General features: G+C 69.0%; 20 protein-coding genes. 11 read left to right on the plus strand and 9 right to left on the minus strand.

The genetic code is table 11. From position 1 onward, the window contains the following. Window positions 1-119: 119 nt before the first annotated feature. The 4 genes from AC07OA_RS19980 to AC07OA_RS19995 form a co-directional block, all read right to left on the minus strand. Window positions 120-1433: a spinster family MFS transporter gene (locus AC07OA_RS19980; protein ID WP_494665566.1), complete on the minus strand. Its 1314-nt coding sequence runs from the start codon at window positions 1431-1433 to the stop codon at window positions 120-122. A gap of 91 nt (window positions 1434-1524) precedes the next feature. Further along, complete coding sequence (locus AC07OA_RS19985) at window positions 1525-3777, minus strand: TonB-dependent receptor (protein ID WP_494665567.1); 2253 nt, start codon at window positions 3775-3777, stop codon at window positions 1525-1527. Between the two features lie 198 nt (window positions 3778-3975). Then, on the minus strand, window positions 3976-4707 hold the full coding sequence (locus AC07OA_RS19990) for a TetR family transcriptional regulator (RefSeq protein WP_494665568.1): 732 nt from the start codon (window positions 4705-4707) through the stop codon (window positions 3976-3978). Between the two features lie 77 nt (window positions 4708-4784). Further along, the gene (locus AC07OA_RS19995) at window positions 4785-5342 is read right to left on the minus strand and encodes a DUF2306 domain-containing protein (RefSeq protein ID WP_494665569.1); all 558 of its coding nucleotides are present in this window, start codon (window positions 5340-5342) and stop codon (window positions 4785-4787) included. A gap of 197 nt (window positions 5343-5539) precedes the next feature. Between AC07OA_RS19995 and AC07OA_RS20000 the strand changes: the two genes are divergently transcribed. Beyond that, window positions 5540-6235 carry a LytTR family DNA-binding domain-containing protein gene (locus AC07OA_RS20000; protein WP_494665570.1) on the plus strand — a complete coding sequence of 232 codons (696 nt, stop codon included), beginning with the start codon at window positions 5540-5542 and terminating at the stop codon, window positions 6233-6235. 224 nt (window positions 6236-6459) lie between these two features. On the opposite strand, the gene AC07OA_RS20005 is transcribed toward AC07OA_RS20000, so the two are convergent. The 3 genes from AC07OA_RS20005 to AC07OA_RS20015 form a co-directional block, all read right to left on the minus strand. After that, complete coding sequence (locus AC07OA_RS20005) at window positions 6460-8388, minus strand: HAMP domain-containing methyl-accepting chemotaxis protein (RefSeq protein ID WP_494665571.1); 1929 nt, start codon at window positions 8386-8388, stop codon at window positions 6460-6462. 286 nt (window positions 8389-8674) lie between these two features. Next, a complete protein-coding gene (polA, locus tag AC07OA_RS20010; protein ID WP_494665572.1) occupies window positions 8675-11569 on the minus strand; it encodes a DNA polymerase I in 2895 nt (964 codons plus the stop codon). A gap of 98 nt (window positions 11570-11667) precedes the next feature. Further along, window positions 11668-12471 carry an isocitrate lyase/PEP mutase family protein gene (locus tag AC07OA_RS20015; RefSeq protein WP_494665573.1) on the minus strand — a complete coding sequence of 268 codons (804 nt, stop codon included), beginning with the start codon at window positions 12469-12471 and terminating at the stop codon, window positions 11668-11670. Between the two features lie 293 nt (window positions 12472-12764). On the opposite strand from AC07OA_RS20015, the gene AC07OA_RS20020 reads away from it, so the two are divergent. From AC07OA_RS20020 to AC07OA_RS20065, 10 genes are all read left to right on the plus strand, one after another. Next, a complete protein-coding gene (locus AC07OA_RS20020) occupies window positions 12765-12959 on the plus strand; it encodes a hypothetical protein (protein WP_494665574.1) in 195 nt (64 codons plus the stop codon). Window positions 12960-12992: 33 nt separating this feature from the next. After that, a complete protein-coding gene (trmD, locus tag AC07OA_RS20025; RefSeq protein WP_494665575.1) occupies window positions 12993-13730 on the plus strand; it encodes a tRNA (guanosine(37)-N1)-methyltransferase TrmD in 738 nt (245 codons plus the stop codon). A gap of 3 nt (window positions 13731-13733) precedes the next feature. Beyond that, complete coding sequence (gene rplS / locus AC07OA_RS20030; protein ID WP_494665576.1) at window positions 13734-14126, plus strand: 50S ribosomal protein L19; 393 nt, start codon at window positions 13734-13736, stop codon at window positions 14124-14126. Between the two features lie 203 nt (window positions 14127-14329). Continuing rightward, window positions 14330-15079 carry an EF-hand domain-containing protein gene (locus AC07OA_RS20035; protein WP_494665577.1) on the plus strand — a complete coding sequence of 250 codons (750 nt, stop codon included), beginning with the start codon at window positions 14330-14332 and terminating at the stop codon, window positions 15077-15079. A 368-nt stretch (window positions 15080-15447) separates the two neighbouring features. Beyond that, window positions 15448-16890 (plus strand): 3-isopropylmalate dehydratase large subunit, encoded by a 1443-nt coding sequence (gene leuC, locus AC07OA_RS20040; protein ID WP_494665578.1) that lies wholly within the window; start codon window positions 15448-15450, stop codon window positions 16888-16890. Next, the gene (gene leuD / locus AC07OA_RS20045) at window positions 16890-17498 is read left to right on the plus strand and encodes a 3-isopropylmalate dehydratase small subunit (RefSeq protein ID WP_494665579.1); all 609 of its coding nucleotides are present in this window, start codon (window positions 16890-16892) and stop codon (window positions 17496-17498) included. Before leuC ends, leuD begins: the two co-directional genes overlap by 1 nt. Next, window positions 17498-17812 carry a putative quinol monooxygenase gene (locus AC07OA_RS20050; RefSeq protein ID WP_494665580.1) on the plus strand — a complete coding sequence of 105 codons (315 nt, stop codon included), beginning with the start codon at window positions 17498-17500 and terminating at the stop codon, window positions 17810-17812. Before leuD ends, AC07OA_RS20050 begins: the two co-directional genes overlap by 1 nt. A 12-nt stretch (window positions 17813-17824) precedes the next feature. Beyond that, window positions 17825-18877 (plus strand): 3-isopropylmalate dehydrogenase, encoded by a 1053-nt coding sequence (gene leuB / locus AC07OA_RS20055; RefSeq protein WP_494665581.1) that lies wholly within the window; start codon window positions 17825-17827, stop codon window positions 18875-18877. Between the two features lie 96 nt (window positions 18878-18973). Continuing rightward, window positions 18974-20884 (plus strand): methyl-accepting chemotaxis protein, encoded by a 1911-nt coding sequence (locus AC07OA_RS20060; RefSeq protein ID WP_494665582.1) that lies wholly within the window; start codon window positions 18974-18976, stop codon window positions 20882-20884. Between the two features lie 188 nt (window positions 20885-21072). Continuing rightward, complete coding sequence (locus tag AC07OA_RS20065) at window positions 21073-22692, plus strand: long-chain fatty acid--CoA ligase (protein WP_494665583.1); 1620 nt, start codon at window positions 21073-21075, stop codon at window positions 22690-22692. 104 nt (window positions 22693-22796) lie between these two features. On the opposite strand, the gene AC07OA_RS20070 is transcribed toward AC07OA_RS20065, so the two are convergent. After that, on the minus strand, window positions 22797-23273 hold the full coding sequence (locus AC07OA_RS20070) for a GNAT family N-acetyltransferase (RefSeq protein ID WP_494665584.1): 477 nt from the start codon (window positions 23271-23273) through the stop codon (window positions 22797-22799). Further along, entirely contained in the window at window positions 23270-23668 is a 399-nt protein-coding gene (locus AC07OA_RS20075; RefSeq protein WP_494665585.1) for an SRPBCC family protein, read from the minus strand. The genes AC07OA_RS20070 and AC07OA_RS20075 overlap by 4 nt, the downstream gene beginning before the upstream one ends. Window positions 23669-23700 lie beyond the last annotated feature (32 nt).

Genomic DNA, 23700 nt, shown 5'->3' on the forward strand with positions numbered 1-23700 from the left:
TCGTGGAAGACATGCCGCTCGTCGCCCATGGTCATAGTCCCGCGTAAGTCAGCGGGCTCTTGTAACCTGAACGTGTCGGAACGGTGGCGGTTTTGGCGGTGCGGTCAATCGTCCCAGGCCTACTCCACCCAGTCCTTGGCCAGGCGGCGCGAGGCCAGGAAGAACAGCAGGGCCGCGACCAGGTAGAAGCCCATGCCGGTATAGATCGACCAGCGCAGCGACTCCGCCCCGAAGGCCGGCTTCAGCAGGTCGGAGACCAGGCCGAAATAATAGGTGCCGACGGCGATCCCTAGGAGGTTGTTGATCAGCAGGAACAGGGCCGAGGCCGTGGTCCGCATCGGCGCCGGCGCCAGGTGCTGGACGGCCGCAGTGATCGGCCCCAGCCACGCCAGGTTCAGGCCCGTGGGGATCAGGAAGATGAAGAAGGCCAGGGCCAGGGCCGCACCCCCGCCGAGATTGCCGACCAGGGCCCCGCTGTTCATGGCCAGCAGGAAGCACGGCACCGAGATCAGGAAGGCCACGGCCGGGGTCAGCGGATAGCCGGCCTTGGACTTGGCGCCCAGCCGGTCGGCCACCGCCCCGCCCAGCCAGATGCCGACCAGGCCGCCGAAGAAGGCGATGCCCGAATAGTACCAGGCCGTCTGCGCCAGGGTGAGGCCCAGGCTGCGCATGAAGAACGACGGCAGCCACAGGGCCACGCCGTAGCCGCAGACCGAGGACGAGGCCGCCCCGAACGCCAGCAGCCAGAAACTGGGCTTGGCCGCCAGCACCTTGACCACTTCGCCCAGTGGCGCGGCGGGGGCCTGGACGGTGGTGACGTCGCCAGCCGCCATGTCGGCCCCGCCCCGGCGCGGGTCGCGGACGATCAGGCGGAAGATCGGGGCCAGCAGCACGCCGATCACGCCCACGGCGATGAACGCCGTGCGCCAGCCGAAGTGCACGGCCAGCAGGCCGCCCACCAGGGTGCCGGCCGCCGTGCCCAGCGGGATGCCGAAGGCGTAGGCCGCCAGGGCCCGGGCGCGCTGCGACTTGGGGAAGTAGTCGGCGATCATCGAATAGGCCGGGGCCACCCCGCCCGCCTCGCCCACGCCCACGCCCATGCGGGCCAGGAACAGGCTTCCGAACCCGCCGGCGAAGCCGCACAGGGCGGTGAAGCCGCTCCACAGGGTGAGCGCCGTGGTCATGATCCACACCCGGCTGAAGCGGTCGGCGAGCCACGCGATGGGAATAGCCAGGGTGGTGTAGAGCAGGGCGAAGGCCGCGCCGCTCATCAGGCCGAACTGGCCGTCGGTGAGCTGGAACTCCTCCTTGATGGGCTTGGCCAGGATCCCCAGGATCTGCCGGTCCAGGAAGTTGAGCGTGTAGACCAGGATCAGCATGGCCAGCACGACATAGCGATAGCGCGCGCCGGGGGCCTGGGTTTGGTCGCTCATCTGGGGTCCCGCCGTGAATCGTGAGGTGGACAAAGAAACGGCGGCGGCCCGTTTCGCAAGCCGCCGCCGATCAGTTTGAGGTGGGGGAAGTCTAGAACTTGACCTCGAGCGAGGCCGAGTAGGTGCGCGGCGGGCCGTAGAAGCCGATCACCGAGTTGTTGTAGGTGGCCACGCCGAAGTTGTAGCCGCCGGTGCGGTAGCGCTCGTCGGTCAGGTTCTTGCCGGCCACCGAGATCTTGTAGCGGCCGCTTTCCGGCGCCCAGCTGGCGGTCAGGTCCACCAGGGTGAAGGCCTTCTGGTCCAGCAGCGGCAGGGGCTGCTCGAACTGCTGGTAATCGTCGCGATAGCTGACCATCGGGGTGATCTGCAGCTCGCCGCCGGCCACGTTTCCGCGCCAGGTCAGGCTGGCGTTGCCCGTCCATTCCGGCGTGTTCTGGAAGCCGTAGAGGTCGGCCACGTTGACGATCTGGCCGCCGGCCGGGATCGTCTGGGACGGGTTGACCGGGTTGGGCGCGCCCGCCGGCACGAACCGGCTGAAGGTGTCGTACTTGGCGTGGATGTAGCCGACGGCCACCGTGCCCGAGAGGTGCTCGCTGAACCGGGCCTTGGCCTCGAACTCGGCGCCGTACAGGGTGGACGAGCCGGCGTTGTCGACCGAGCTGGCGATGCCCGAGGGCACCACCACCTGGGTGGTCACCTGCTGGTCCTTGTACTTGGACAGGAAGATGTCCGAGGCGAACGAGACGCGGCGGTCGAACAGGTTGCCCTTCAGGCCCCACTCGTAGGCGTCGACGGTCTCGGGCTGGTAGCCGTTGACGGTCTGCGGCGTCAGGAAGGCGTCGCCGCGCATGTCCCAGCCGCCGGACTTGTACCCCTTCGAATAGGAGACGTAGGTGTTCAGGTCGTCGGTCAGCTCGTACGAGGCCGACAGGCGCGGGGTGAATTCCGAGAAGGTCTTCTCGGCCTTGTAGTCGGTGCGCACCTGCAGGATCGGACGCGGCGTGCCGCCCTGGAACGGGCTGGGCGTGGCGCCGAGATAGAAGTAGCGGAAGGTGTTGCTGCGCTTGTGGTCGCGGGTGGCGCGGGCGCCGACCGAGACCTTGAAGCGGTCGGTGAAGTTGGCGCTGACGTCGAAGAAGGCCGCGAAGCTCTGGGTGCTGACCTTGCCGCCGTCGGCGATCGAGACGCCCAGGTTGCCGGCGATGGTGTCGAACTCGCCCGAGGCCTGGCTGTTCATGTAGTAGAGGCCGAACACGCCCTGGATGGTCTCGTCCGAATAGACCGCCTGCAGTTCCTGCGAGAACGAGCGGTCGTCATAGGTGGCCGGCACGTCCAGGGTGGGCAGGGGCGTGCCGTCGAAGTCGATGACGGTGTCGGTGTGGCCCTTGCGGCTGGCGGTGATCGACTTGAAGGTCAGGCTGTCGCTGGCGTGATACTCGCCGGTCAGCGACAGGCCCTCGGTCTCCACCGAGTTGTCGTCGCCCAGGCCCGCCTGGGTGTCGTAGACGCTGCCCTGCACCGGGTAGCCGCCGACCAGGGCCGGCAGTTCGCGGTGGCCGTGGCGGGCGTTGGAATCGTCCTGCACGTGGTCGTAGGCCAGGCGGAAGAAGAAGGCGTCGTTGGGCTTGTACTCGGCGCTCAGGCGATAGGCCTCGACGTCCTTGTTGTAGGTCTCCGCGCCCGTGGTCAGGTTCTTACCGTAGCCGTCGCGCTTGTAGAGGGCGTAGGCGCCGCCCACCGACAGGCCGCCGCCGACCGGGGTGTGGCCCTCGACCAGCAGGTCGGTCTGGTTGAAGCTGCCGTAGGTGCCTCGGATCTTGCCGCCGGCCTCGTCGCCCAGGCGGTTGGTCACGTACTTGATGGCGCCGCCGATGGTGTTGCGGCCGTAGAGCGTGCCCTGCGGGCCGCGCAGCACCTCGATCCGCGAGACGTCGAACACGTCCAGCACCGCGCCCTGCGGCCGGTAGATATAGACGTCGTCGACATAGAGGCCGACGCCCGGTTCGTAGCCCCACAGCGGGTCCTGCTGGCCGATGCCGCGGATGTAGGAGATCAGGGTCGAGTTCGAGCCGCGCGCGGTTTGAACGGTGATGTTCGGCGTCGTCTGCGACAGGGTGGTGATGTCGTTGGCGCCCTGGCGCTCCAGGGTCTCGGCGGTGAAGGCCGAGACGGCCACCGGCACGTCCTTGAGGGTCTCTTCGCGGCGGCGGGCCGTGACGATCACTTCCTCGACCGTCGGCTCCGCGACCGTCGACGCGGGCGCCGCGTCCTGGGCGACCACGGTGGTGGCGGCGGCGGACCAGGCCGCGCCCGCCAGCAAGGCGAGCTTGAGCATCTTGTTCATTGGGTTTCCCCTCCCCTTTCGGTTCCGTCCCTTGCCGGACGGCTCCATTGGCGGAGGCCTTACCCGGCTTTCGCGAATTCATCGGTCCGCGAATTGGCAGTCACTGTTACCCAGTCCCGGGCTTTGCGCCAGCCTTTTTTCATCACTTGATGAAATGAAGGCGGGACGTTTTGCAAGCCCTTGGTCAAGCTGGGAAAATCAGCCCTTGGAGGCGCGGGCGATGACAGCTTCGAAGCCGGCGGCGCAGTAGGCGAAGAGGCGCGCGCGCACCGCGGCCAGGTCGGACGAGTGGCACTGTCCCTCCGACAGGGAGTCGATGCGGCCGGTCTCCGACAGGGCCAGCATCATCGACCCGGTCAGGAACTGATAGCTCCAGTAGAGGTCGCGGTACTCCGCGTCCGGACGGACCACCTTCAGGGTCTCGACCAGGCGGTGGACGACGGGGTCGAAGAACCGCGCCATGGTCTCGCCGCCCCAGGCCGGGGTGTTGTTCACCTGGGCCACCAGGGCGAAATAGCTCTTCCAGCCCTGGCCGCCGTCCTGGGAGATGCGCAGCAGGGGCTCGATGAAGGCCTCGATCACCCCCTCCACCGTCATGGTCCCGGGGTGGCTCTTCTCGTAGGCGTCCATCGAGACGCCGCGCGCCTTGTTGAGGATCTCGGCCCGGCGCAGGAACACCGAGTCGAACAGCTCGCGCTTGGCGCCGAAGTAGTAGTGGATCAGGGCGGTGTCGACGCCGGCCTCGGCGGCCACCTGACGGATGGTGACGCCATGGAAGCCGTGACGGGCGAACAGGCCCTCGGCGGCGTCGAGGATCGTCTCCTTCAGGTCCCGCCCCGTGGCCTTGGAGGGCCGGCCGCGCCCCGCCGGCTTGGCCGCCTTTGGGGTGGCCGCCGCCTGGGCGCGAGGAGCTCGAACTTGCGACGTCATGGGAAGGATCCGCGCGTTTCCTGACCGTTCGTAGGCCTCCAATCGCGCCTCTGGCAAGCGCCCCGCGTCTGGCGGGATCAGCCGAAGGCGATCTGCCACATCAGCCGACCCGGCATGAAGGCGAAGACCCCGGCGATCAGCAGGCCGCCGACGAACAGGCCGGTCATGGTGCGGCTGTGCAGGCGGACATTGTGCTTGCGCGCGGCGAACACCGCCATGGGCAGCATGATGAGGGTCCAGCCGGCGAACAGGTGCAGGAAGCTGAAGCTCCCGGCGTTGGCCCGATGGATGAACAGCGACGAGATCGCCGCCGTGGCCATGGCCACGACCCAGACCCAGCCGAGCGTGCGGTGGACCGTGTTGCCCTTCAGGCCCAGCATCAGGGCGATCCCCACGGCCAGGGCGACGCTGACCGCCGCCACGTGGATCTGGATCTGGAGCGGCGCGACCGCCAGCAGGCCGAAGCGGGGGGCGTGCAGGTGGCCCTTCAGATGCAGGAACCCTTCCAGCACCTCCGTCGGCGCGCGCCCCTGGGCCGCGCCGGTCGCCAGGATCAGGCCCACGGTGACGGCCACGCCGATCGCGACCGTGCGCAGAAAGCGGGCGGGGCCGATTGACAGGCTGGTGTCGGACATCTTGTTTTCTCCCGATGCGATCGCGGCCGTGCTAGGGCGATCAAGGTCGGGTCCGGCTTAGGATCGACGGCGACAGGGGTCATCCGAAGGTGCGTGAGACAGCGGGCGGAGTTCGTGGACGGCGGCCCGGCGCCACTGGCGCTTCGCCAACGACCACCTCCGTTCCGGCCTTCCTGCGAAGCTATCTGCGGCCGCTCGTGGTCGCCGTCGTGGCCGGCGCCTTCCTGGCCCTGATCGGCGCCCTGGGCAGCGGCGACACGCCGATGGTCCCGCGCCTGGCCTACTGGATCGGCCTGTCGGCGGTAGGGGCGGTGCTGGGCACGACCGTGGCCCTGCTGGTCTCGCGCTTTCTGCCGGGCCTGGGTTCGACCTGGTGGCGGGCCCTGGTCATCGTCGCCGTGCTGACCCCGCTGATCACCGTGCTGATCTGGCTGGCGGGCGGTCGCCAGACACCGACCCTGCCGGTCATGGCCACCTATTTCGGCGTCACCCTGGTGATGACCAGCGGCATGACCGCCCTGATGACCCTGGCCACCCGCCCCACGATCCAGACCCACGCCGCCCCGCCCGAGGCCCCGCCGCCCCGCTTCCTGGAACGCCTGCCCGTCAAGCTGCGCGGAAGCGAGATCTGGGCCGTCGAGGCCGAGGACCACTATCTGCGCCTGCACACCTCCAAGGGCCAGGACCTGATCCTGCTGCGCCTGTCGGACGCGGTGGCCGAGCTGGAGGGCATCGAAGGCGCCCAGACCCACCGCTCCTGGTGGGTGGCCAAGGCCGCCGTCCAGGACGCCAAACGCGGCGACGGCCGCGCCACCCTGACCCTGAAAGGCGGCGTCGAGGCCCCGGTCAGCCGGGCGTATGCGAAGGCCCTGCGCGAGGCGGGGTGGTTCTAGTGAAGAGCGGCCGAACCTAAATCCTCCCCCTCTGGGGGAGGTGGCCCAGAGGGCCGGAGGGGGTTTCACGGCCCATGCCGCAAGACCCCCTCAGTCGCTCCGCGACAGCTCCCCCTGAGGGGGAGCATTTGTTTTTCGGATCCGGGCATCCCCGAAACGAAAAAGGCTCCCCGGGGGACAAATCCAGGGAGCCTTCCGTCATCTGATCGAAGAGGGGACGCCGATCAGAATTCTTCCCAGTCGTCGCTCTTGACGGCCAGGGCAGTGTTTCCGCGCGAAACCGGGGCCGGGGCGCGGCCGGGGCGGACGGCGGTGTTGGGACGGGCCGGGGCGCTGGCGCGGACCGGGGCCGAAGCCGTCTCGCCGCCCAGCTTGAAGCGGGCGACCAGGGTCGCCAGCTCGCTGGCCTCGCCCTTCAGCGAGTGGGTGGCGGCGGTGGCCTGCTCGACCATGGCGGCGTTCTGCTGAACGACCTGGTCCATCTGGTTCACGGCGGTGTTGACCTCGTGCAGGCCGGTCGACTGCTCGTTGGCCGAGGCCGAAATCTCGGTGACCAGGGCGTCGATGGAGGCGACCTGCTCGACGATGCGCTGCAGGGCCTGGCCGGTCTGGCCGACCAGCTCCACGCCCGCCTCGACCTGCTGGGTCGAGGTCGAGATCAGGGTCTTGATCTCCTTGGCCGCGTCGGCCGAGCGTTGGGCCAGGGCCCGGACTTCCTGGGCGACCACCGCGAAGCCGCGACCCGCGTCACCCGCACGGGCGGCTTCGACGCCGGCGTTCAGGGCCAGGAGGTTGGTCTGGAAGGCGATCTCGTCGATCACGCCGATGATCTGGCTGACCTGGTTGGACGAGGTCTCGATCTCGGTCATGGCGCTGACCGCCTGGCCGACGATGCGGCCCGACTTCTCGGCGTCGCCGCGGGCGGCGGCCACGACCGACGAGGCCTCCTTGGCGCCGGCGGCGGTCTTGCGGACCGTGGCGGTGATCTCGTCCAGGGCGGCCGCGGTCTCTTCCAGCGAGGCGGCCTGCTGCTCGGTGCGGCGCGACAGGTCGTCGGAGGCCGAGGCGATCTCGTCGCTGCCGCTGCTGACGCCGCCGGTGGCGACGGCGATGGCCTGCATCGCGGTCTGCATGCGCTCGGCGGCGGCGTTGAAGTTGCTCTTCAGGCTCTCGGCCTTGGGGGCGAAGGGCATGGTGATGCGGTGGGTCAGGTCGCCGCCCGCCAGGCGGTCCAGCGCCTCGTTCAAGGCGCCGATGGCGACCGCGTCGGTGCGCTCGACCTCGGCCTTCTCGTCGGCGACGGCGGCGCGTTCGGCCTCGGTGGCGGCGCGCTGGTCGGCGGCGGCGCCCTCCATGCGGATCTTCTCGATCGCGGCTTCCTTGAAGTGGGCCACGGCGGCGGCCATTTCGCCGATCTCGTCCTTGCGGCCGGTGGCGGGGATGGCCACGCCGTTGTCGCCCGAGGCCAGGCGGCGCATGGCCGCGGTCATGGCCGCCACGGGGCCGGCGATGCCGCCGGTCAGCAGCAGGCCGCCGCCCACGGCGATGGCGATGGTCACGCCGATGCCGATGATCAGGGCCAGGGTGGTCTCCAGCGAGGCCTTCTTCTGGGCGGCCGCCTCGATCTGCAGGGCTTCCTCGGCGTTCTTGGTGATGGCCTCGATGGCGTTCTCGACCGGCTCGACGGCCTGGTCGGCGACGCCGTCGTGCTTGACCAGCTCGACCGCCTGCGGACGGGTGGCCGGATCGCGGCCCAGGCTCTCGCCCGGCTCGATGGCCTGGGCGCGGTAGTTGGCGTAGGCGGCGTCGACGGCGGCGATGCGGGCCAGCGAGGCCTCGTCGCCCTTGGCCAGCTTGCGCAGGTCGTCCAGGGCCGCCAGGAACTTGGGCTTGTGCGCCTCTTCCAGGCGCTTGACGTAGTATTCGTCGCCCGACAGCAGGAAGCCGCGCAGCGAGTTCTCCTGACGGGTCAGGCGGAAGGCGGCGGTGTCGGCGGCGCGCAAGGATTCGTAGGCGCGCTCGGTGCGGTCGACCGATCCCTCGTAGTCCATCTGGTTGATGAACAGCGTCACGCCCATGACCGCGATCGCCGCCAGCATCACGGCGAACACCGCCATCAGCTTGTGGGGAATTTTCAGATCGCCGAATTTCATGGTCGCGCTCCAGTCAGGGACAGCGACGAAACTTCAGAAACCACGGGAATTTAGGTCGCAGCCGGAAGTCTACGTCGCGCCCCTACCTCTGGCCGCCGCACGGTTTCCACGACATTAACTGTACTGTGGCGCAACGTCGCACCCCGCCAAACTATACTTGGAAGATTTTCATCTTCCCTTGGGTAGGGGTGATCCAAGATTGTATGCGCACGGGCTTTGAGCGCTCCGTGATCGGAGCGCTCTACCTCAGGCCGCAGTGCCGCCCTCGTGCAAATTTTTTCGAAGTTTAGTGCGCCTCGTCCCAGTTGGCGGCCGCGCGAGCCTCGACCGTCAACGGCACCGAGATGGCCACGGCCGGCTCGGCGGCGCCCTCCATCACCCGGCGGGCGACGGCGATGGTGGCCTCGGCTTCGGCCTCGGGCGCTTCGAAGACCAGTTCGTCGTGCACCTGCAGCAGCATCTTGCTCGACAGCCCTTCGGCCTCCAGCGCCGCCGGCATGCGGATCATGGCCCGGCGCATGACGTCGGCGGCCGCGCCCTGGATCGGGGCGTTGATCGCCGCCCGCTCGGCGAACTGCCGGTGGGCCACCGACTTGCCGCCGATATCGGGGATGTTGATCTTTCGCCCGAAGATGGTGGTGACGTAGCCGTGCTCGCGCACGAAGGCTTTCGTCGCCTCCATATAGGCCTGGATGCCGGGGAAGCGCTCGAAATAGGTCTTGATATAGGCCCCGGCCTCGCCCTGCGGGATCGACAGCTGATTGGCCAGGCCGAACGCGCTGATGCCGTAGACGATGCCGAAGTTGATGGCTTTCGCCCGGCGGCGCACCTCGCTGGGCATACCCTCGATGGGCACGTCGAACATCTCCGAGGCCGTCATGGCGTGGATGTCCAGGCCCTCCTGGAAGGCCTTCTTCAGCTGCGGGATGTCGCCGATGTGGGCCAGCAGGCGCAGCTCGATCTGGCTGTAGTCGGCGCTGATCAGCACCTTGCCCGGCGCGGCCACAAAGGCCTTGCGGATCTTGCGGCCTTCCTCGGTGCGGATCGGGATGTTCTGCAGGTTCGGATCCGACGACGACAGGCGGCCCGTCGTGGTCGCCGCCAGGGCGTAGGAGGTGTGGATGCGGTCGCCGCCGCCCGGCGCGATGGCCGCGATCAGGTTCTCGGTATAGGTGCCCTTCAGCTTCGACAGCTGGCGCCAGTCCAAGAGGACGCGCGGCAGTTCGTGCTCACCCGCCAGGGCTTCGAGCACGTCGCTGTCGGTGGACCACTGGCCGGTGGCGGTCTTCTTGCCGCCCTTCAGGGCCATCTCGCCGAACAGCACGTCGCCGATCTGCTTGGGGCTGCCCAGGTTGAACGGACGGCCGACCAGTTCCTGGGCGCGGGCCTCGAACTCGGCCATGCGCATGGAGAAGTCGTTGGAGAGCCGGCGCAGGGTGTCCGGGTCGACCCGCACGCCCTCGTTCTCCATCGCCGCCAGCACGGCCGGCAGCGGACGCTCCAGGGTCTCGTAGACGGTCAGCAGGCCCTTCTGGGCCAGCTGGGGCTTGAGGATGTTGTAGAGCCGCAGGGTGACGTCGGCGTCCTCGGCCGCATAGGCCGTGGCCTCGGTCAGGCCCACATGCTTGAAGCTGATCTGGTTCTTGCCGGTCCCCGCCACCTGCTTGAACGGGATCGGCTTGTGGCCCAGCCACAGCTCCGACAGCTCGTCCATGCCGTGGCCGTGCAGACCCGCCTCCAGCACGTAGCTGATCAGCATGGTGTCCTCGATCGGACCCACCTTGATCCCATGCCGGGCCAGGACGGCGATGTCGTACTTGGCGTTCTGGGCCACCTTCAGCACCGCCGGATCTTCCAGCAGCGGCTTCAGGGCGGCGATGGCCTGGTCCAGCGGGACCTGGACGAGGTCGGCGGCCGCCTCCAGGGCCAGGCCGTCCTTCTCGCAGTGGCCCACCGGGATGTAGCAGGCCTCGCCGGGCGCGATGGCCAGGGAGACGCCGCACAGACCCGCCGTGGCCGAACCGAGCGCATCGGTCTCGGTGTCGAAGGCGACGATGCCCTTGGCGGCGGCCTTGGCCACCCAGGCGTTCAGGGTCTCGATGTCCTGGATGCGGACGTAGGACGTCGTGTCGATGGCCTGGGCCTCGGTCGCGGCCCGCTCGGCGGGACGGCCGTACGAGACCGACAGCACCGGGGCGGTCGGCGCGCTGACCGGGCGGTCCAGGGTGCGCGGCGCGGCGGCGGCGTTGCCGTCGCCGACCCGGCGGGCCAGGGTGCGAAACTCCATCTGGTCGAGGAACGCGGCCAGCACGGCCTTGTCGGGCTCGCGCACCACCAGGTCGTCGATGGGCTCGGGCAGGGGCGTGTCGCAGTCCAGCTTCACCAGCGATCGCGACAGGCGGATCTGGTCGGCATATTCGATCAGGGTCTCGCGGCGCTTGGGCTGCTTGATCTCGCCGGCCCGGGCCAGCAGCGTGTCGAGGTCGCCGTATTCGTTGATCAGCTGGGCGGCGGTCTTGATGCCGATGCCGGGCGCGCCCGGAACGTTGTCGACGCTGTCGCCGCACAGCGACTGCACGTCCACCACCTTCTCGGGATAGACGCCGAACTTCTCGAACACCTGCTCGCGGTCGATGCGCACGCCCTTCATCGGGTCGAACATCGACACGCCCTCGCCGACCAGCTGCATCAGGTCCTTGTCGGACGAGACGATCACCGCCTCGCCGCCCAGGTCACGGGCCTTGCAGGCATAGGCGGCGATCAGGTCGTCGGCCTCGTAGCCGGCCAGCTCGATGGCGGGCACGCCGAAGGCGCGGGTGGCCTCGCGCACCAGTGGGAACTGCGGGATCAGGTCTTCCGGCGGCGGCGGACGGTGGGCCTTGTACTGGTCGTACAGGCTGTTGCGGAACGTCTTTTCCGAGTGGTCCCAGATCACCGCCAGGTGGGTGGGGGCGTCGCCCTGCATGTCGCGCATCAGCTTCCACAGCATGTTGCAGAAGCCCTGGACGGCGCCGACGGGCAGGCCGTCGCTCTTGCGGGTCAGGGGCGGCAGGGCGTGATAGGCGCGGAACAGATAGGCCGAGCCGTCCACCAGGAACAGCCGCACGGCGGGGCCGTCCTGGGTCAGCGGACGGTCTGCTTCGGGAGCGGCGGCGGAATCGGGCGCGAGCGTGTCGGTCATGGCCGGGAAGATAGGCGGTCGAGGTCGGCCCGCCTAGCCGGGGACATGCCCTTGCGGCGTGTCCCCATGGCCAAGCGCGGCGCTTTCATGCCCCCGGCCTAGCCGAAGCGGGCATTGAGATCCGGCAGGTCCTTGGCCGCAGCCGCGTAGCCGGTGGTGTCGCCATCGGCCAGGAACGTCTTGGTCGCCGTCAGCATCGCGCCATAGGCCCCTCGGAACGGGCCGGTGGCGGCGCTGAGGCGGCGCACGCCCAACTGGCCCAGGCGCTCGGCCGAGGGCATGCCCGGCCGGCCCATGGCGTTCAGCGGCAGGGCGATCCCGGCGGCCAGGGCCGACAGCACGTCCTCCTCGATCGGCAAGGGCACGAAGATCCCGCTGGCGCCGGCCTGGGCATAGAGGGCCGCGCGGCGCAGCGTCTCGGCCAGGGCCGCCTCGCCCTCCGCCAGGCCCGCCAGATAGACGTCGGTGCGGGCGTTGATGAAGAGGTTCACCCCCGCGCCCTCGGCGGCGGCGCGGGCGGCGGCGATCTTGCGGGCGTGAAGGTCCGGATCGCGGCGACCGTCCTCCAGATTGATCCCCACGGCCCCGGCCCCGACCACCGCCCGCACGGTCTCTGCCAGTTCGGAAAGGTCGTCGGTGTAGCCGCCCTCGATGTCGGCGGTCAGGGGAACCTTGATGACCCGCGCGATCCCCGCGACCACGTCGATCAGGGCGGAGACCGGCAGGGCGTCGCCGTCGGCATAGCCGCGCGCCCAGGCCACGGCGGCGCTGGAGGTGGCCACGGCCTGGGCGCCGGCGTCCTCCATCAGGGCGGCGCTGGCCGCGTCCCAGGCGTTGGGCAGGCGCAGCACGCCGGGGCCGGCGTGCAGGGCGTGGAAAAGGTCGGCTGAGGACGAGGTCATGGAGCGGCTCCCGGACTTGGACGGGGCGGACTATGGCCAGCCTCCGAGGGCGGCGTCTCGCGGAAATCGGACTTGATCACCGCCTGCTGACAGCGTCCTGGCAGCAGGCGCCTCCGGATGCGACTTTGGGCGCGGCGTTGGCCGAAATTGGGCGCGCGCGTCGTAATGCCGCCTTGGCGAGGTCAATTGCCTGGCCTAGAGGCAGAAGGTCCAAAACGGCCGAAAAACGGGAACCTCCCCCTCTCCCGGGCTTTGGTTTGGACGCCCAGACAACAACAGGACTGCAGTTTCCCATGGTTTCATGGAAGAAGATCCGCGTCGGTACGGCGCTCGTCGCCGCCACCCTGACCACGGCCGCCGTGCTGGCGATCGCCCCCATGCACCATGTCGCGCCGAGCGCCGGCCCGACCAGCGAGCCGGTCAAGCTGACCCCGCCCCTGGCCCCCGCCGAGTCCGGCAAGCCCCTGCCCCGCACCCTGCTGACCTAGATTTCTGACGGCATTGGGCGCTATGGAGCGCCCATGCCGTTCACCGCCACCGTCCTGACCATGTTCCCCGAGGCCTTTCCGGGCCCCCTCGGCGTCTCGATGATCGGGACCGCCTGGCGCGAGGAAGACCTGTGGCGTTTGGAAACACTGGACATTCGGGGGTTTTCCAAGGATAAGCGCGGCTTCCTCGACGACACCCCCGCGGGTGGCGGCGCGGGAGCGGTACTCAAAGCGGACGTCATCGCCTCTGCGCTCGACAGCGTGGAGCTCGGTGGGCGGCCGCTTTTGTACATGAGCGCCCGGGGTCGGCCCCTGACCCAGGCGCGCGTCAAGGAATGGTCCAAGGCCCCCGGTATCGTGGTGCTGTGCGGCCGTTTCGAGGGGGTGGATCAGCGGGTGCTCGACGCCCGGGGGTTCGAGGAGGTCTCGGTCGGAGACGCGGTCCTTGCCGGTGGCGAGGCGGCGGCGATGGTCGTGATCGAGGCGTGCGTTCGATTGGCTCCAGGGGTTCTGGGCAATTTCGAGAGCACGCAGGAAGAAAGCTTCGAGGACGGCCTCCTGGAGCATCCGCAGTACACGCGACCGCGGACGTTCGAAGGACGGGACATCCCCGAGGTGCTGCTGTCGGGCGACCACAAGAAGGTGGCCCAGTGGCGGCAGTCGATGCGTGAAGAGACCACTCGCGAGCGGCGTCCAGACCTCTGGGAAGCGCATCTCGCCAATCAACAGGCAAAAGGCGGCCCGAAAACGGGTAAGCCCAAAGGAGAATGAATTATGGCTGCTAACATCATCAAGGAACTCGAGCGCGAAGAAGCCCAGCGTCTGCTGTCGGCCCGCGCCATCCCCGAGTTCGAGCCGGGCGACACCCTGCGCGTGAACGTCCGCATCAAGGAAGGCGAGCGCGAGCGCGTCCAGGCCTACGAAGGCGTCTGCATCGCCCGTCAAGGCGGCGGCGTGCACGAGAGCTTCACCGTCCGCAAGATCTCGTTCGGCGAAGGCGTGGAGCGTCTGTTCCCCCTGCTGTCGCCCAGCATCGAAAGCATCGAAGTCAAGCGTCGCGGCGTCGTCCGTCGCGCCAAGCTGTACTACCTGCGCGACCGTCGCGGTAAGTCGGCCCGCATCGCCGAGCGCACCAACGTCCGCAAGGACAAGACCGACGCCGAATAAGCGTCGCGTCCGCGCGAAAGATCAGGGCCCCGGCGGAAACGCCGGGGCCTTTTTCTTTGGCCGGTTTCCGGCTTTCGGGCCCGTCTTCGCGAACGGACGGCTGTACGTACGAAATTGCGCTGGCGTCCGGACGAGGGTTCGGTTTCGTTCGGCCGGCGATCGCGGCTTGGTGGCGACGCCGGAAGGACCAGTGTGCTGACCCGATGAAGACCACGCCGAAGAAATCCGAGACCCTGCAGGTGCGCCTGCCCCATGGCCTCAAGCGCGACTTCATGGAGCGCTGCCGCCAGGAGGGCGAAGCGGCCAGCGAGGTCCTGCGCGGCTTCATCGACAGCTACCTGGCGCGTCCGGTGGAAATCCTCACCTCGGAGAAAGCCGCCATGATCCGCAGACGTTTCGTCTATCCCACCCTGGCCCTGGCCGTCCTGGCCGGAACCGCCGTCGTCCTGGTCCCGCGCGACGGCGTGGCCGGCGACGACCTGAAGGCCGCCTTCGCCGCCCAGGACACCGACCACGACGGCTACCTGACCGCCCAGGAGCTGACCCCGCCGCCCGAAGGCTTCAGCCTGTCGCGCCCCGCGACGATCACGCCCGCCTCGGTCGCGGCCAGGCCCAGGAACGGCGTCGTCCGCATCGGCCCGCCCCGCCCCTGGGCCGTGGTCGCCCAGGAGCTGATCGACCATCGCGACCGGGACGGCGACCACCGCCTGAGCCTGGCCGAGTACCGGGCCTTCCGGATCACCTCGGCGCAGCAGACTTTCGTCACCCACGACGCCGATCACGACGGCCGGCTCACGCGCGCCGAATTCGTCTCGCCGCCCTATCGCGCCAAGATCGGTGTCGGGAACGACGCGATGCGGGCCAGGCGCGAGGCCCAGCTGTCGGCGCGCTTCGACCAGCTGGACGCCGATCACGACGGCGCCCTGACGCCCGAGGAGCATACGCCGAGCTGAACCGCGCCACGGCCAAGCTTCAGTGCAACCACACGGATATATTGACAAAACATCGTTCTTTGGTGTTTGGTAAACCTACCCCCACCGCTTATGCGACGGGCTTACAGACCGCCCCCTTGCTAGGGAGTGGCCCTCTTCAGAAACGGCGTCATGGCCACTGAAGGAAATGCGATATGAGGGCGCGCCCGAAACACAGGGCGCGCCCTCTTTGCGTTCGAGGCAGGCCCCAGCAGGGCAAGAAACTGCGTCAAATGGCCCACAGCCCAGCCTAAAGGGCAGGATCGGTCCCTCCGGCGGCCGGAGAACGTGAATTTTCGGCGCTTCATCGCTTTACGCGCCCGCCCTCAAGGCCTAGATGCCCAAGCATCATGACCTCCGCACCGAAGACCCTCTACGACAAGATCTGGGACGCCCACGTCGTCAGCGAAACCGCCGGCGAGGCGATCCTCTATATCGACCTGCACCTCATCCACGAGGTGACCACCCCGCAGGCCTTCGCCGGGCTTCGCGCGGCCGGCCGCAAGGTGCGCCGGCCCGACCGCACGCTCGCCGTGGCCGACCACAACATCCCGACCGAAGGCCAGGCCAAGGGCGTCGACGCCGTGGCCGACGACGAGGCGCGCCTGCAGCTGAAGACCCTGGCCCGCAACGTCCAGGACAACGGCATCGAATTCTTCCCGATGGGCGACATCCGCAACGGGATCGTCCACGTGGTGGGTCCCGAGCAGGGCCGCACCCAGCCGGGCATGACCATCGTCTGCGGCGACAGCCACACCTCCACCCACGGCGCCTTCGGAGCCCTGGCCCACGGCATCGGCACGTCCGAGGTCGAGCACGTTCTGGCGACGCAAACCCTGCGCCAGGAGAAGGCCAAGAACATGCTGGTCCGCGTCGACGGCCAGCTGGGCCCTGGCGTCACCGCCAAGGACGTGGCCCTGGCCGTGATCGGCGAGATCGGCACCGCCGGCGGCACCGGCTATGTCATCGAGTTCGCCGGCGAGGCCGTGCGTGGGCTTTCGATGGAAGGCCGCATGACCCTGTGCAACCTGACCATCGAGGGCGGCGCCAAGGCCGGCTTGGTGGCCCCGGACGACAAGACCTTCGAATATATTCGAGGCAAACCCTCGGCTCCCAAAGGGGCGGCCTGGGACATGGCCCTGTCGTACTGGAAGGGCTTCGTCAGCGACGAGGGCGCCCGCTTCGACCGCACGGTCGTCATCGACGGGTCCAAGCTGATCCCGATGGTCACCTGGGGCACCTCGCCCGAGGACGTGATCCCGGTGACCGGCAACGTGCCGGATCCGGAAAGCTTCGCCACGCCCGACAAGCGCGCCGCCGCTCACCGCGCGCTCGACTATATGGGCCTGACCGCCGGCCAGCCGATCTCGGAAGCCCGCATCGACCGCGTCTTCATCGGCTCTTGCACCAACAGCCGGATCGAGGACATGCGCGCCGCCGCCGCCGTGGTGCAGGAAGCCTTCCTGCACGGCCGTCTGGTGGCCGAACACGTCAAGGCCATGGTCGTGCCGGGCTCGGGCCTGGTGAAGGAACAGGCCGAGGCCGAGGGGCTGGACGCCATCTTCAAGGCCGCCGGCTTCGACTGGCGCGAGCCCGGCTGCTCGATGTGCCTGGCCATGAACCCCGACAAGCTGGCCCCGCAGGAGCGCTGCGCCTCGACCAGCAACCGCAACTTCGAAGGCCGCCAGGGCCGCGCCGGCCGCACCCACCTGGTCTCCCCGGCCATGGCGGCGGCGGCGGCCATCGCCGGCCGGCTGGTCGACGTGCGCACCTTCCTGGAGGAGACCGCCTGATGCAGGCCTTCACCCGTCTCGACGGTCGCGCGGCGCCCCTGTCGCTGGCCAATATCGACACCGACCAGATCATCCCCAAGCAGTTCCTCAAGACCGTCGAGCGCGAGGGACTGGCCAAGGGCCTGTTCTACGACTTCCGCTTCGACGGCGACGGCAACGAGATCGCCGACTTCGTGCTGAACCGGCCGGAGTACAAGGGCTCGTCCGTGCTGATCGCCGGCGACAACTTCGGCTGCGGCTCCTCGCGCGAGCACGCCCCCTGGGCGCTGATGGACTTCGGGATCCTGTGCGTGATCTCCACCAGCTTCGCCGACATCTTCAACAACAACTGCTTCAACAACGGCCTGCTGCCGGTGGTGCTGAAGCCCGAGCAGGTCGCCCAGCTGATGGACGAGGCCAAGGGCGGCAACCACATGGTCAGCGTCGACCTGGAAGCCCAGACCGTGGTCTCGCCCTCGGGCCAAAGCTTCCACTTCGACATCGACCCGGTGCGCAAGGAGAAGATGCTCAAGGGCCTGGACGCCATCGGCGAGACCCTGCAGCACGCGGGCGACATCGACCTCTTCGAAAGCAAGCGCGCCCTGGATCGGCCCTGGCTGGAAGCCTGATGCCGCACCCGGGCTCCGTCATCCTGGCCGGCACGATCCGTATCGCGTCCGAGCGCCTGGCCGACCTGCGTCCGCACATGCGGGTTCAGGTCGAGGGCAGCCGGGGCGAGCCGGGCTGCCTGGACTATGCACTGAGCGAAGATCCGTTCGACCCGGGCCTGATCCGGGTCTACGAGCACTTCGTCGACGAGGACGCCCTGGCCTTCCACCGCGCCAGCCCGCACATGGCCGCCTGGCGGCTGCGCTGCGCCGAGCTGGGCGTCTTCGACCGCGACATGGCGTCGTTCGACGTCTCCGATTACCGCAAGATCTAAGAGAGCCTTCCGATGTCCACGCTTCTGCTCCTGCCCGGCGACGGGATCGGCCCCGAGGTCTGCGGAGAGGTGCGCCGCGTGGCCGCCGCCCTCACCCCCGACCTGAACGTCGAGGAAGCGATCTACGGCGGCGCCAGCTTCGACGCCCACGGCACGCCCCTGACCGACGAGGTCCGCGACCGGGCTCTCGCCAGCGACGCGGTGCTGATGGGCGCGGTCGGCGGTCCCAAGTGGGCCAGCGCCCCGCGCCACCTGCGCCCGGAGGCGGGCCTGCTGAACCTGCGCAAGGCCATGGACGTCTACGCCAACCTGCGCCCGGCCTATTGCTTCGAGGCCCTGGCCGACGCCTCCAGCCTGAAGACCGAGCTGGTGGCGGGCCTGGACATCATGTTCGTGCGCGAGCTGGTGGGCGGCGTCTATTTCGGCCAGCCGCGCGGCGTCGAGGACCTGCCGGACGGCCAGAAGAAGGGCTTCGACACCGCCGTCTACACCACCAGCGAGATCGAGCGCGTCGGCCGCGTGGCCTTCGAACTGGCCCGGGGCCGCACCAACAAGGTCCACTCGGCCGAGAAGTCCAACGTCATGGAGTCGGGCCTGCTGTGGAAGCAGGTGATCACCGACCTGCACGCCCGTGAATATCCGGACGTCCAGCTGGAGCACATCCTGGCCGACAACTGCGCCATGCAGCTGGTGCGCGCCCCCAAGCAGTTCGACGTCATCGTCACCGACAACCTGTTCGGCGACATTCTGTCGGACGCCGCCGCCATGCTGACCGGGTCGCTGGGCATGCTGCCCTCGGCGGCCATCGGCGATCCCAACAAGCCGGGCCTCTACGAGCCCATCCACGGCTCGGCCCCCGACATCGCCGGCAAGGGCGTGGCCAACCCGCTGGCCGCCATCCTGTCGTTCGAGATGGCCCTGCGCTGGTCGCTCAAGCGCCCGGACGCGGCCGACAAGCTGCTGGCGGCGGTCAAGGCGGCCCTGGACAACGGCGCCCGCACCCGTGATCTCGGCGGCGATTTGAGTACTGTTCAGATGGGTGACGCAGTACTGTCACATCTATAGTCTTGAGATAACAACGATATTCAAAGTTTACGCAACGTAAACTTAACCCGGAGCGTCGAAAACCCTACCAACTGGAACAGTTGCGGCGGGGCGGCCATGCGCTTTCAAGACCTTAAAATCTCCACGAAGCTCGGGATCGCGTTCACGGCGCTGATCCTGGCCTTCGTCGTCTCCTCGGCCGTGGTGTTCACCAGCCTGCTGCGGATCGAGGACGCCTCGACGTCCAGCCAACGCAGCCTGACCCTGGCCCGGCAGGCCGAGGCCTTGATGACCATGGCGCTGGAGGAACAGAACGCCCTGCGCGGCTATGCGCTGAAGGGCGACAGCCAGTTCGTCGACACCTACAAGAACTCGGCCCGCGACTTCGACGAAGCCCTGGACGCCTTCGAGAAGAAGACGACCGTCGCCGCCCAGAAGGAACGCATCCAACGCCTGCGCGGGGCGATGCAGGCCTGGCGCGCGCAAGTGGCCGAGCCGACGCTGACGGCCATGGCCGACCCGGTCGCCGGCCGCGCCCAGGCCGTCGACCTGACCGGAACCCAGAGCCTGGGTCCGATCCGCGAAATCCAGGACGAACTGATGGCCGCCGCCCTGGAGCGCGTGGCCGTTCGCGCCAAGGAGCAGAAGGCCGCCATGGACTTGGCCGTCGGGTCGCTGATCGTCGGCGGCGTCGCGGCCCTGGTCATCGCCGGCCTGATGGGCTGGCTGCTGACCGCCACCATCGGCGCCTCGGTGTCGCGCATGACCGCCGTGATGCGCCGCCTGGCCTCGGGCGACAACGGCGTCGAGGTGCCGGCCATCGGCCGCAAGGACGAGGTCGGCCAGATGGCCGACGCCGTGCTGAGCTTCAAGGACGCCGCCATCGCCAAGGCACGCCTCGAGGGCGAGACCGTCGAGCAGCGCCGCCTGACCGAGGCCGAGCGCGCCCAGCGCGAAGCCGAGAAGGCCGCCGAGGCTCAGGCCGACGCCGTGGCCGTGGCGGCCCTGGGCCAGGCCCTGGACCATCTGGCGAGCGGCGACCTGACCCACCGCATCACCATCGACTTCGCCGCCAAGACCCAGCAGCTGAAGACCGACTTCAACGCCGCCGCCGACCGCCTGCAGGACGCCATGCGCGGCATCAACAACGCCACGGGCGGTATCCGCTCGGGCTCGGACGAGATCGCCTCGGCCTCCGACGACCTGTCGCGCCGCACCGAGCAGCAGGCCGCCAGCCTGGAAGAGACCGCCGCGGCCCTCGACCAGATCACCGCCACGGTCCGCAAGACCGCCGCCGGCGCCAACGAGGTCTCCGGCCTGGTGGCCAACGCCCGGACCGGCGCGGAGAAGTCGGGCCAGATCGTCGCCCAGGCCGTCAGCGCCATGACCGAGATCGAGACCTCGTCCAACCAGGTCAGCCAGATCATCGGGGTGATCGACGAGATCGCCTTCCAGACCAATCTGCTGGCCCTGAACGCCGGCGTCGAGGCGGCTCGGGCCGGTGACGCCGGTCGCGGCTTCGCGGTGGTCGCCCAGGAAGTGCGGGCCCTGGCCCAGCGCTCGGCCGACGCGGCCAAGGAGATCAAGGGCCTGATCTCGACCTCGTCCCAGCAGGTTGGGGCCGGGGTCAATCTGGTCGGCCAGACGGGCGAGGCCCTGCGCGCCATCGTCGCCCAGGTCGCCTCGATCGACGGCCTGGTCAAGGAGATCGCCGCCTCGGCCCAGGAGCAGTCCACCGGCCTGCACCAGGTCAATGTGGCCGTGAACCAGATGGACCAGGTCGTTCAGCAGAACGCCGCCATGGTCGAGCAGGCCACGGCCGCCACCCACTCGCTGAAGGGCGAGGCCGGCGAGCTGGCCACCCTGGTCAGCCGCTTCCGGGTCGGCGGCGAGGCCGCTGGCCGTCCCGCCGCGACGACGCCCGCCTCCCGCCCGGTCGCCAGCCCGGCGCGCGCCGCCCAGACCAAGGTCGCGGCCGCCTTCCAGGGCAATGCGGCGGTCGCCGTGGACAGCTGGGAAGAGTTCTAACAAGACGGCTCCCTTCTCCCCTTGATGGGGGAAGGGTCGGGGATGGGGGTGACCCGGCGGTTCAGCCGCACGGCCGCAATCACCCCCACCCCTGCCCCTCCCCCATCAAGGGGGAGGGGAAAATTGATCACTCCCAATCCATCCCGCCCGCTCTAAGCTGCTCCCAAAACGACAAGGGAGGAGCGCCGATGATCCCGGGCCTGATGCAGACCACGCCGCTGCTGATCAGCGGCATACTGCGCTACGCGGCCGGGGCCCATGGCGGGCGCGAGATCGTCTCGCGGCTGATCGACGAGCCGCTCTGGACCTACGACTATGCGGGCCTGGCCCGTCGCGCCGCCCAGACGGCGGCCGCGCTGGCGCGGCTGGGCGTGACGTCCGGCGACCGGGTCACGTCCCTGGCCTGGAACACCCACCGGCACCTGGAGCTGTTCTACGCCGTTCCCGGCCTGGGCGCGGTGCTGCACACGGCCAATCCCCGGCTGTCGGACGACCAGATCGTCTTCACCATCGAGCACGCCGGCAGCGGCGTCCTGCTGTTCGACCGAAATTTCGCCGAGCTGGTGGCCCGCATCGCCCCGCGCCTGACCACGGTGAAGACCTTCGTCATGCTGTCGGACGCCGAGCGGACCCATGACGCCGGGGTGGGCGCGATCTCCTACGAGACCCTGATCGCCGGCGAGGCCGAGGTCTTCGACTGGCCGCTGCTCGACGAGAACGGCGGGGCCTTCCTCTGCTACACCTCGGGCACCACGGGCGATCCCAAGGGCGTGCTCTATTCGCATCGCGCCGTGGTGCTGCACGCCATGGCCGGGGGCCTGAACAGCGCGTTCGGCTTCACTGCCTTCGACGTGGTGATGCCCTGCTCCAGCCTCTACCACGCCACCGCCTGGGGCCTGCCGTTCAGCGCGCCGATCTGCGGGTCCAAGCTGGTGTTGCCGGCCGACAGGATGGACGGGGCCTCGCTGCACGACCTGATCCAGGGCCAGGGCGTCACCTTCACCGGCGGGGTGCCGACGATCTGGACGATGTACCTGGCCTTCCTGGAACAGACCGGCCAGCGGCCGGACAGCCTCAAACGCGTGGTGATCGGCGGCAGCGCCGTGCCGCGCGCCATGGCCGAGGCCTTCAAGACGAAATACGGCGTCGACGTGCTGCAGATCTGGGGCATGACCGAGACCTGCCCCATCGGCGTGGTCGCCACCCCGACCCCGGCCCTGGCCGCCCTGGGCGAGGACGCCATGAACGAGGCGATCTGGACCCGCCAGGGCCGCCTGCAGTTCGGCATCGAGCTGAAGATCGAGAACGAGGACGGCAGCGAAGCCCCGCGCGATGGCGAGACCTCCGGCGCCCTGAAGGTGCGCGGCCCCTGGGTGGTGCGCCGCTATTTCCGCCAGGACGAGGACGCGGCCGACGCCGACGGCTGGTTCGACACCGGCGACATCGCCACCCTGGACGAACACGGCTTCATGCGGATCACCGACCGCCAGAAGGACGTCATCAAGTCGGGCGGCGAATGGATCAGCTCCATCGACCTGGAAAACATCGCCGCCGGCTGCCCGGGCGTGAAGATCGCCGCCGTGGTGGGCGTGCCGCATCCCAAGTGGGAAGAGCGGCCGCTGCTGGTCATCGAGGCGCACGAGGGGGCGGCGGTCGGCAAGGGCGAGGTGCTGGACTATCTGGCGCCGAGGATCGTCAAGTGGTGGACGCCGGACGACGTGGTGTTCGCGGCGGTGCCGCTGACCGCCACGGGCAAGATCGACAAGAAGGTGCTGCGGGAGGCTTGGCGGGGGCATTTGATGGGGTGAGACAAACCCCCTCCGGCCCTCTGGGCCACCTCCCCCAGAGGGGGAGGATCTGGGCTGAGCAATGCTCCCCCTCTGGGGGAGCTGTCGCGTAGCGACTGAGGGGGTTACAGCCGGAGCCGCCAGCTCTCCGACACCAGCCCCTGCCCGAACCCGTCGTAATCCCAGCTATCCTCCAGCACGAACCCATGCCGGGCATAGAGCCGCCGGGCCGGCAGGAGGTTGCTCTGGGTCCACAGGATCACCTCGGCGTAGCCCGCCAGCCGGGCGAACCCCAGGCACTCGGCCACCAGCACCTCGCCCACGCCCAGGCCCCGCGCCGAGGGCTCGACCAGCAGCAGGCGCAGGCGGCCCACCGTGTCACTCTCGCGGGCCAGCATGATCGAGCCCACCGGCTGGCCCTCGTGCTCGGCGATCCAGCAGGCCTCGCGGGCCGGGTCGAAGGTCTTGATGTAGTCGGACACCACCCCGGCCACCACGCCCTCGAAACGGGCGTCCCAGCCCTCCTCCTGGGCGTAGAGCTGGCCGTGGCGCTGGACGATCCAGCCGAAGTCGCCGGGACGCGGCGCGCGCAGGGTGATCATGCCTCGAGCAGGTCCTTCAGCTTGGCCAGGTCCTTCTCCACCATGCCCTGATCGCGCGCGAAGATCTCATCCGTCATTCCCGGCGCGCGGAACAGGGTCAGGGTCACCTCGGCCCCGTCGCCGTTGGGCACCACCCGCAGCGGCATGGACAGCTCGGTCCCGTCCGGCAGGGTCACCCAGTGGTCGAGCACGCCGTAGTCGTTCTGCGGCGAGAACCGCACGTGGACGTCGCCGTCCGGCCCGTGGGCGACCCAGCGGTCGCCGTCGCGCGTCAGGCCCGCGCCCAGGCCCGCCGCCCATTTGGGAAAGTTCAGCGGCTCGTGGGCGAAAGCGTAGACCTCGGCCGCGGAACGCTGGATCGAGACGGTGATCGGACGGGTTTCGAACAGGGTCATGTCGATGTCTCCTGCCCCCCGCGGGTTGAAGA

It is taken from the genome of Caulobacter sp. GW821-FHT09B08, from assembly GCF_059418225.1.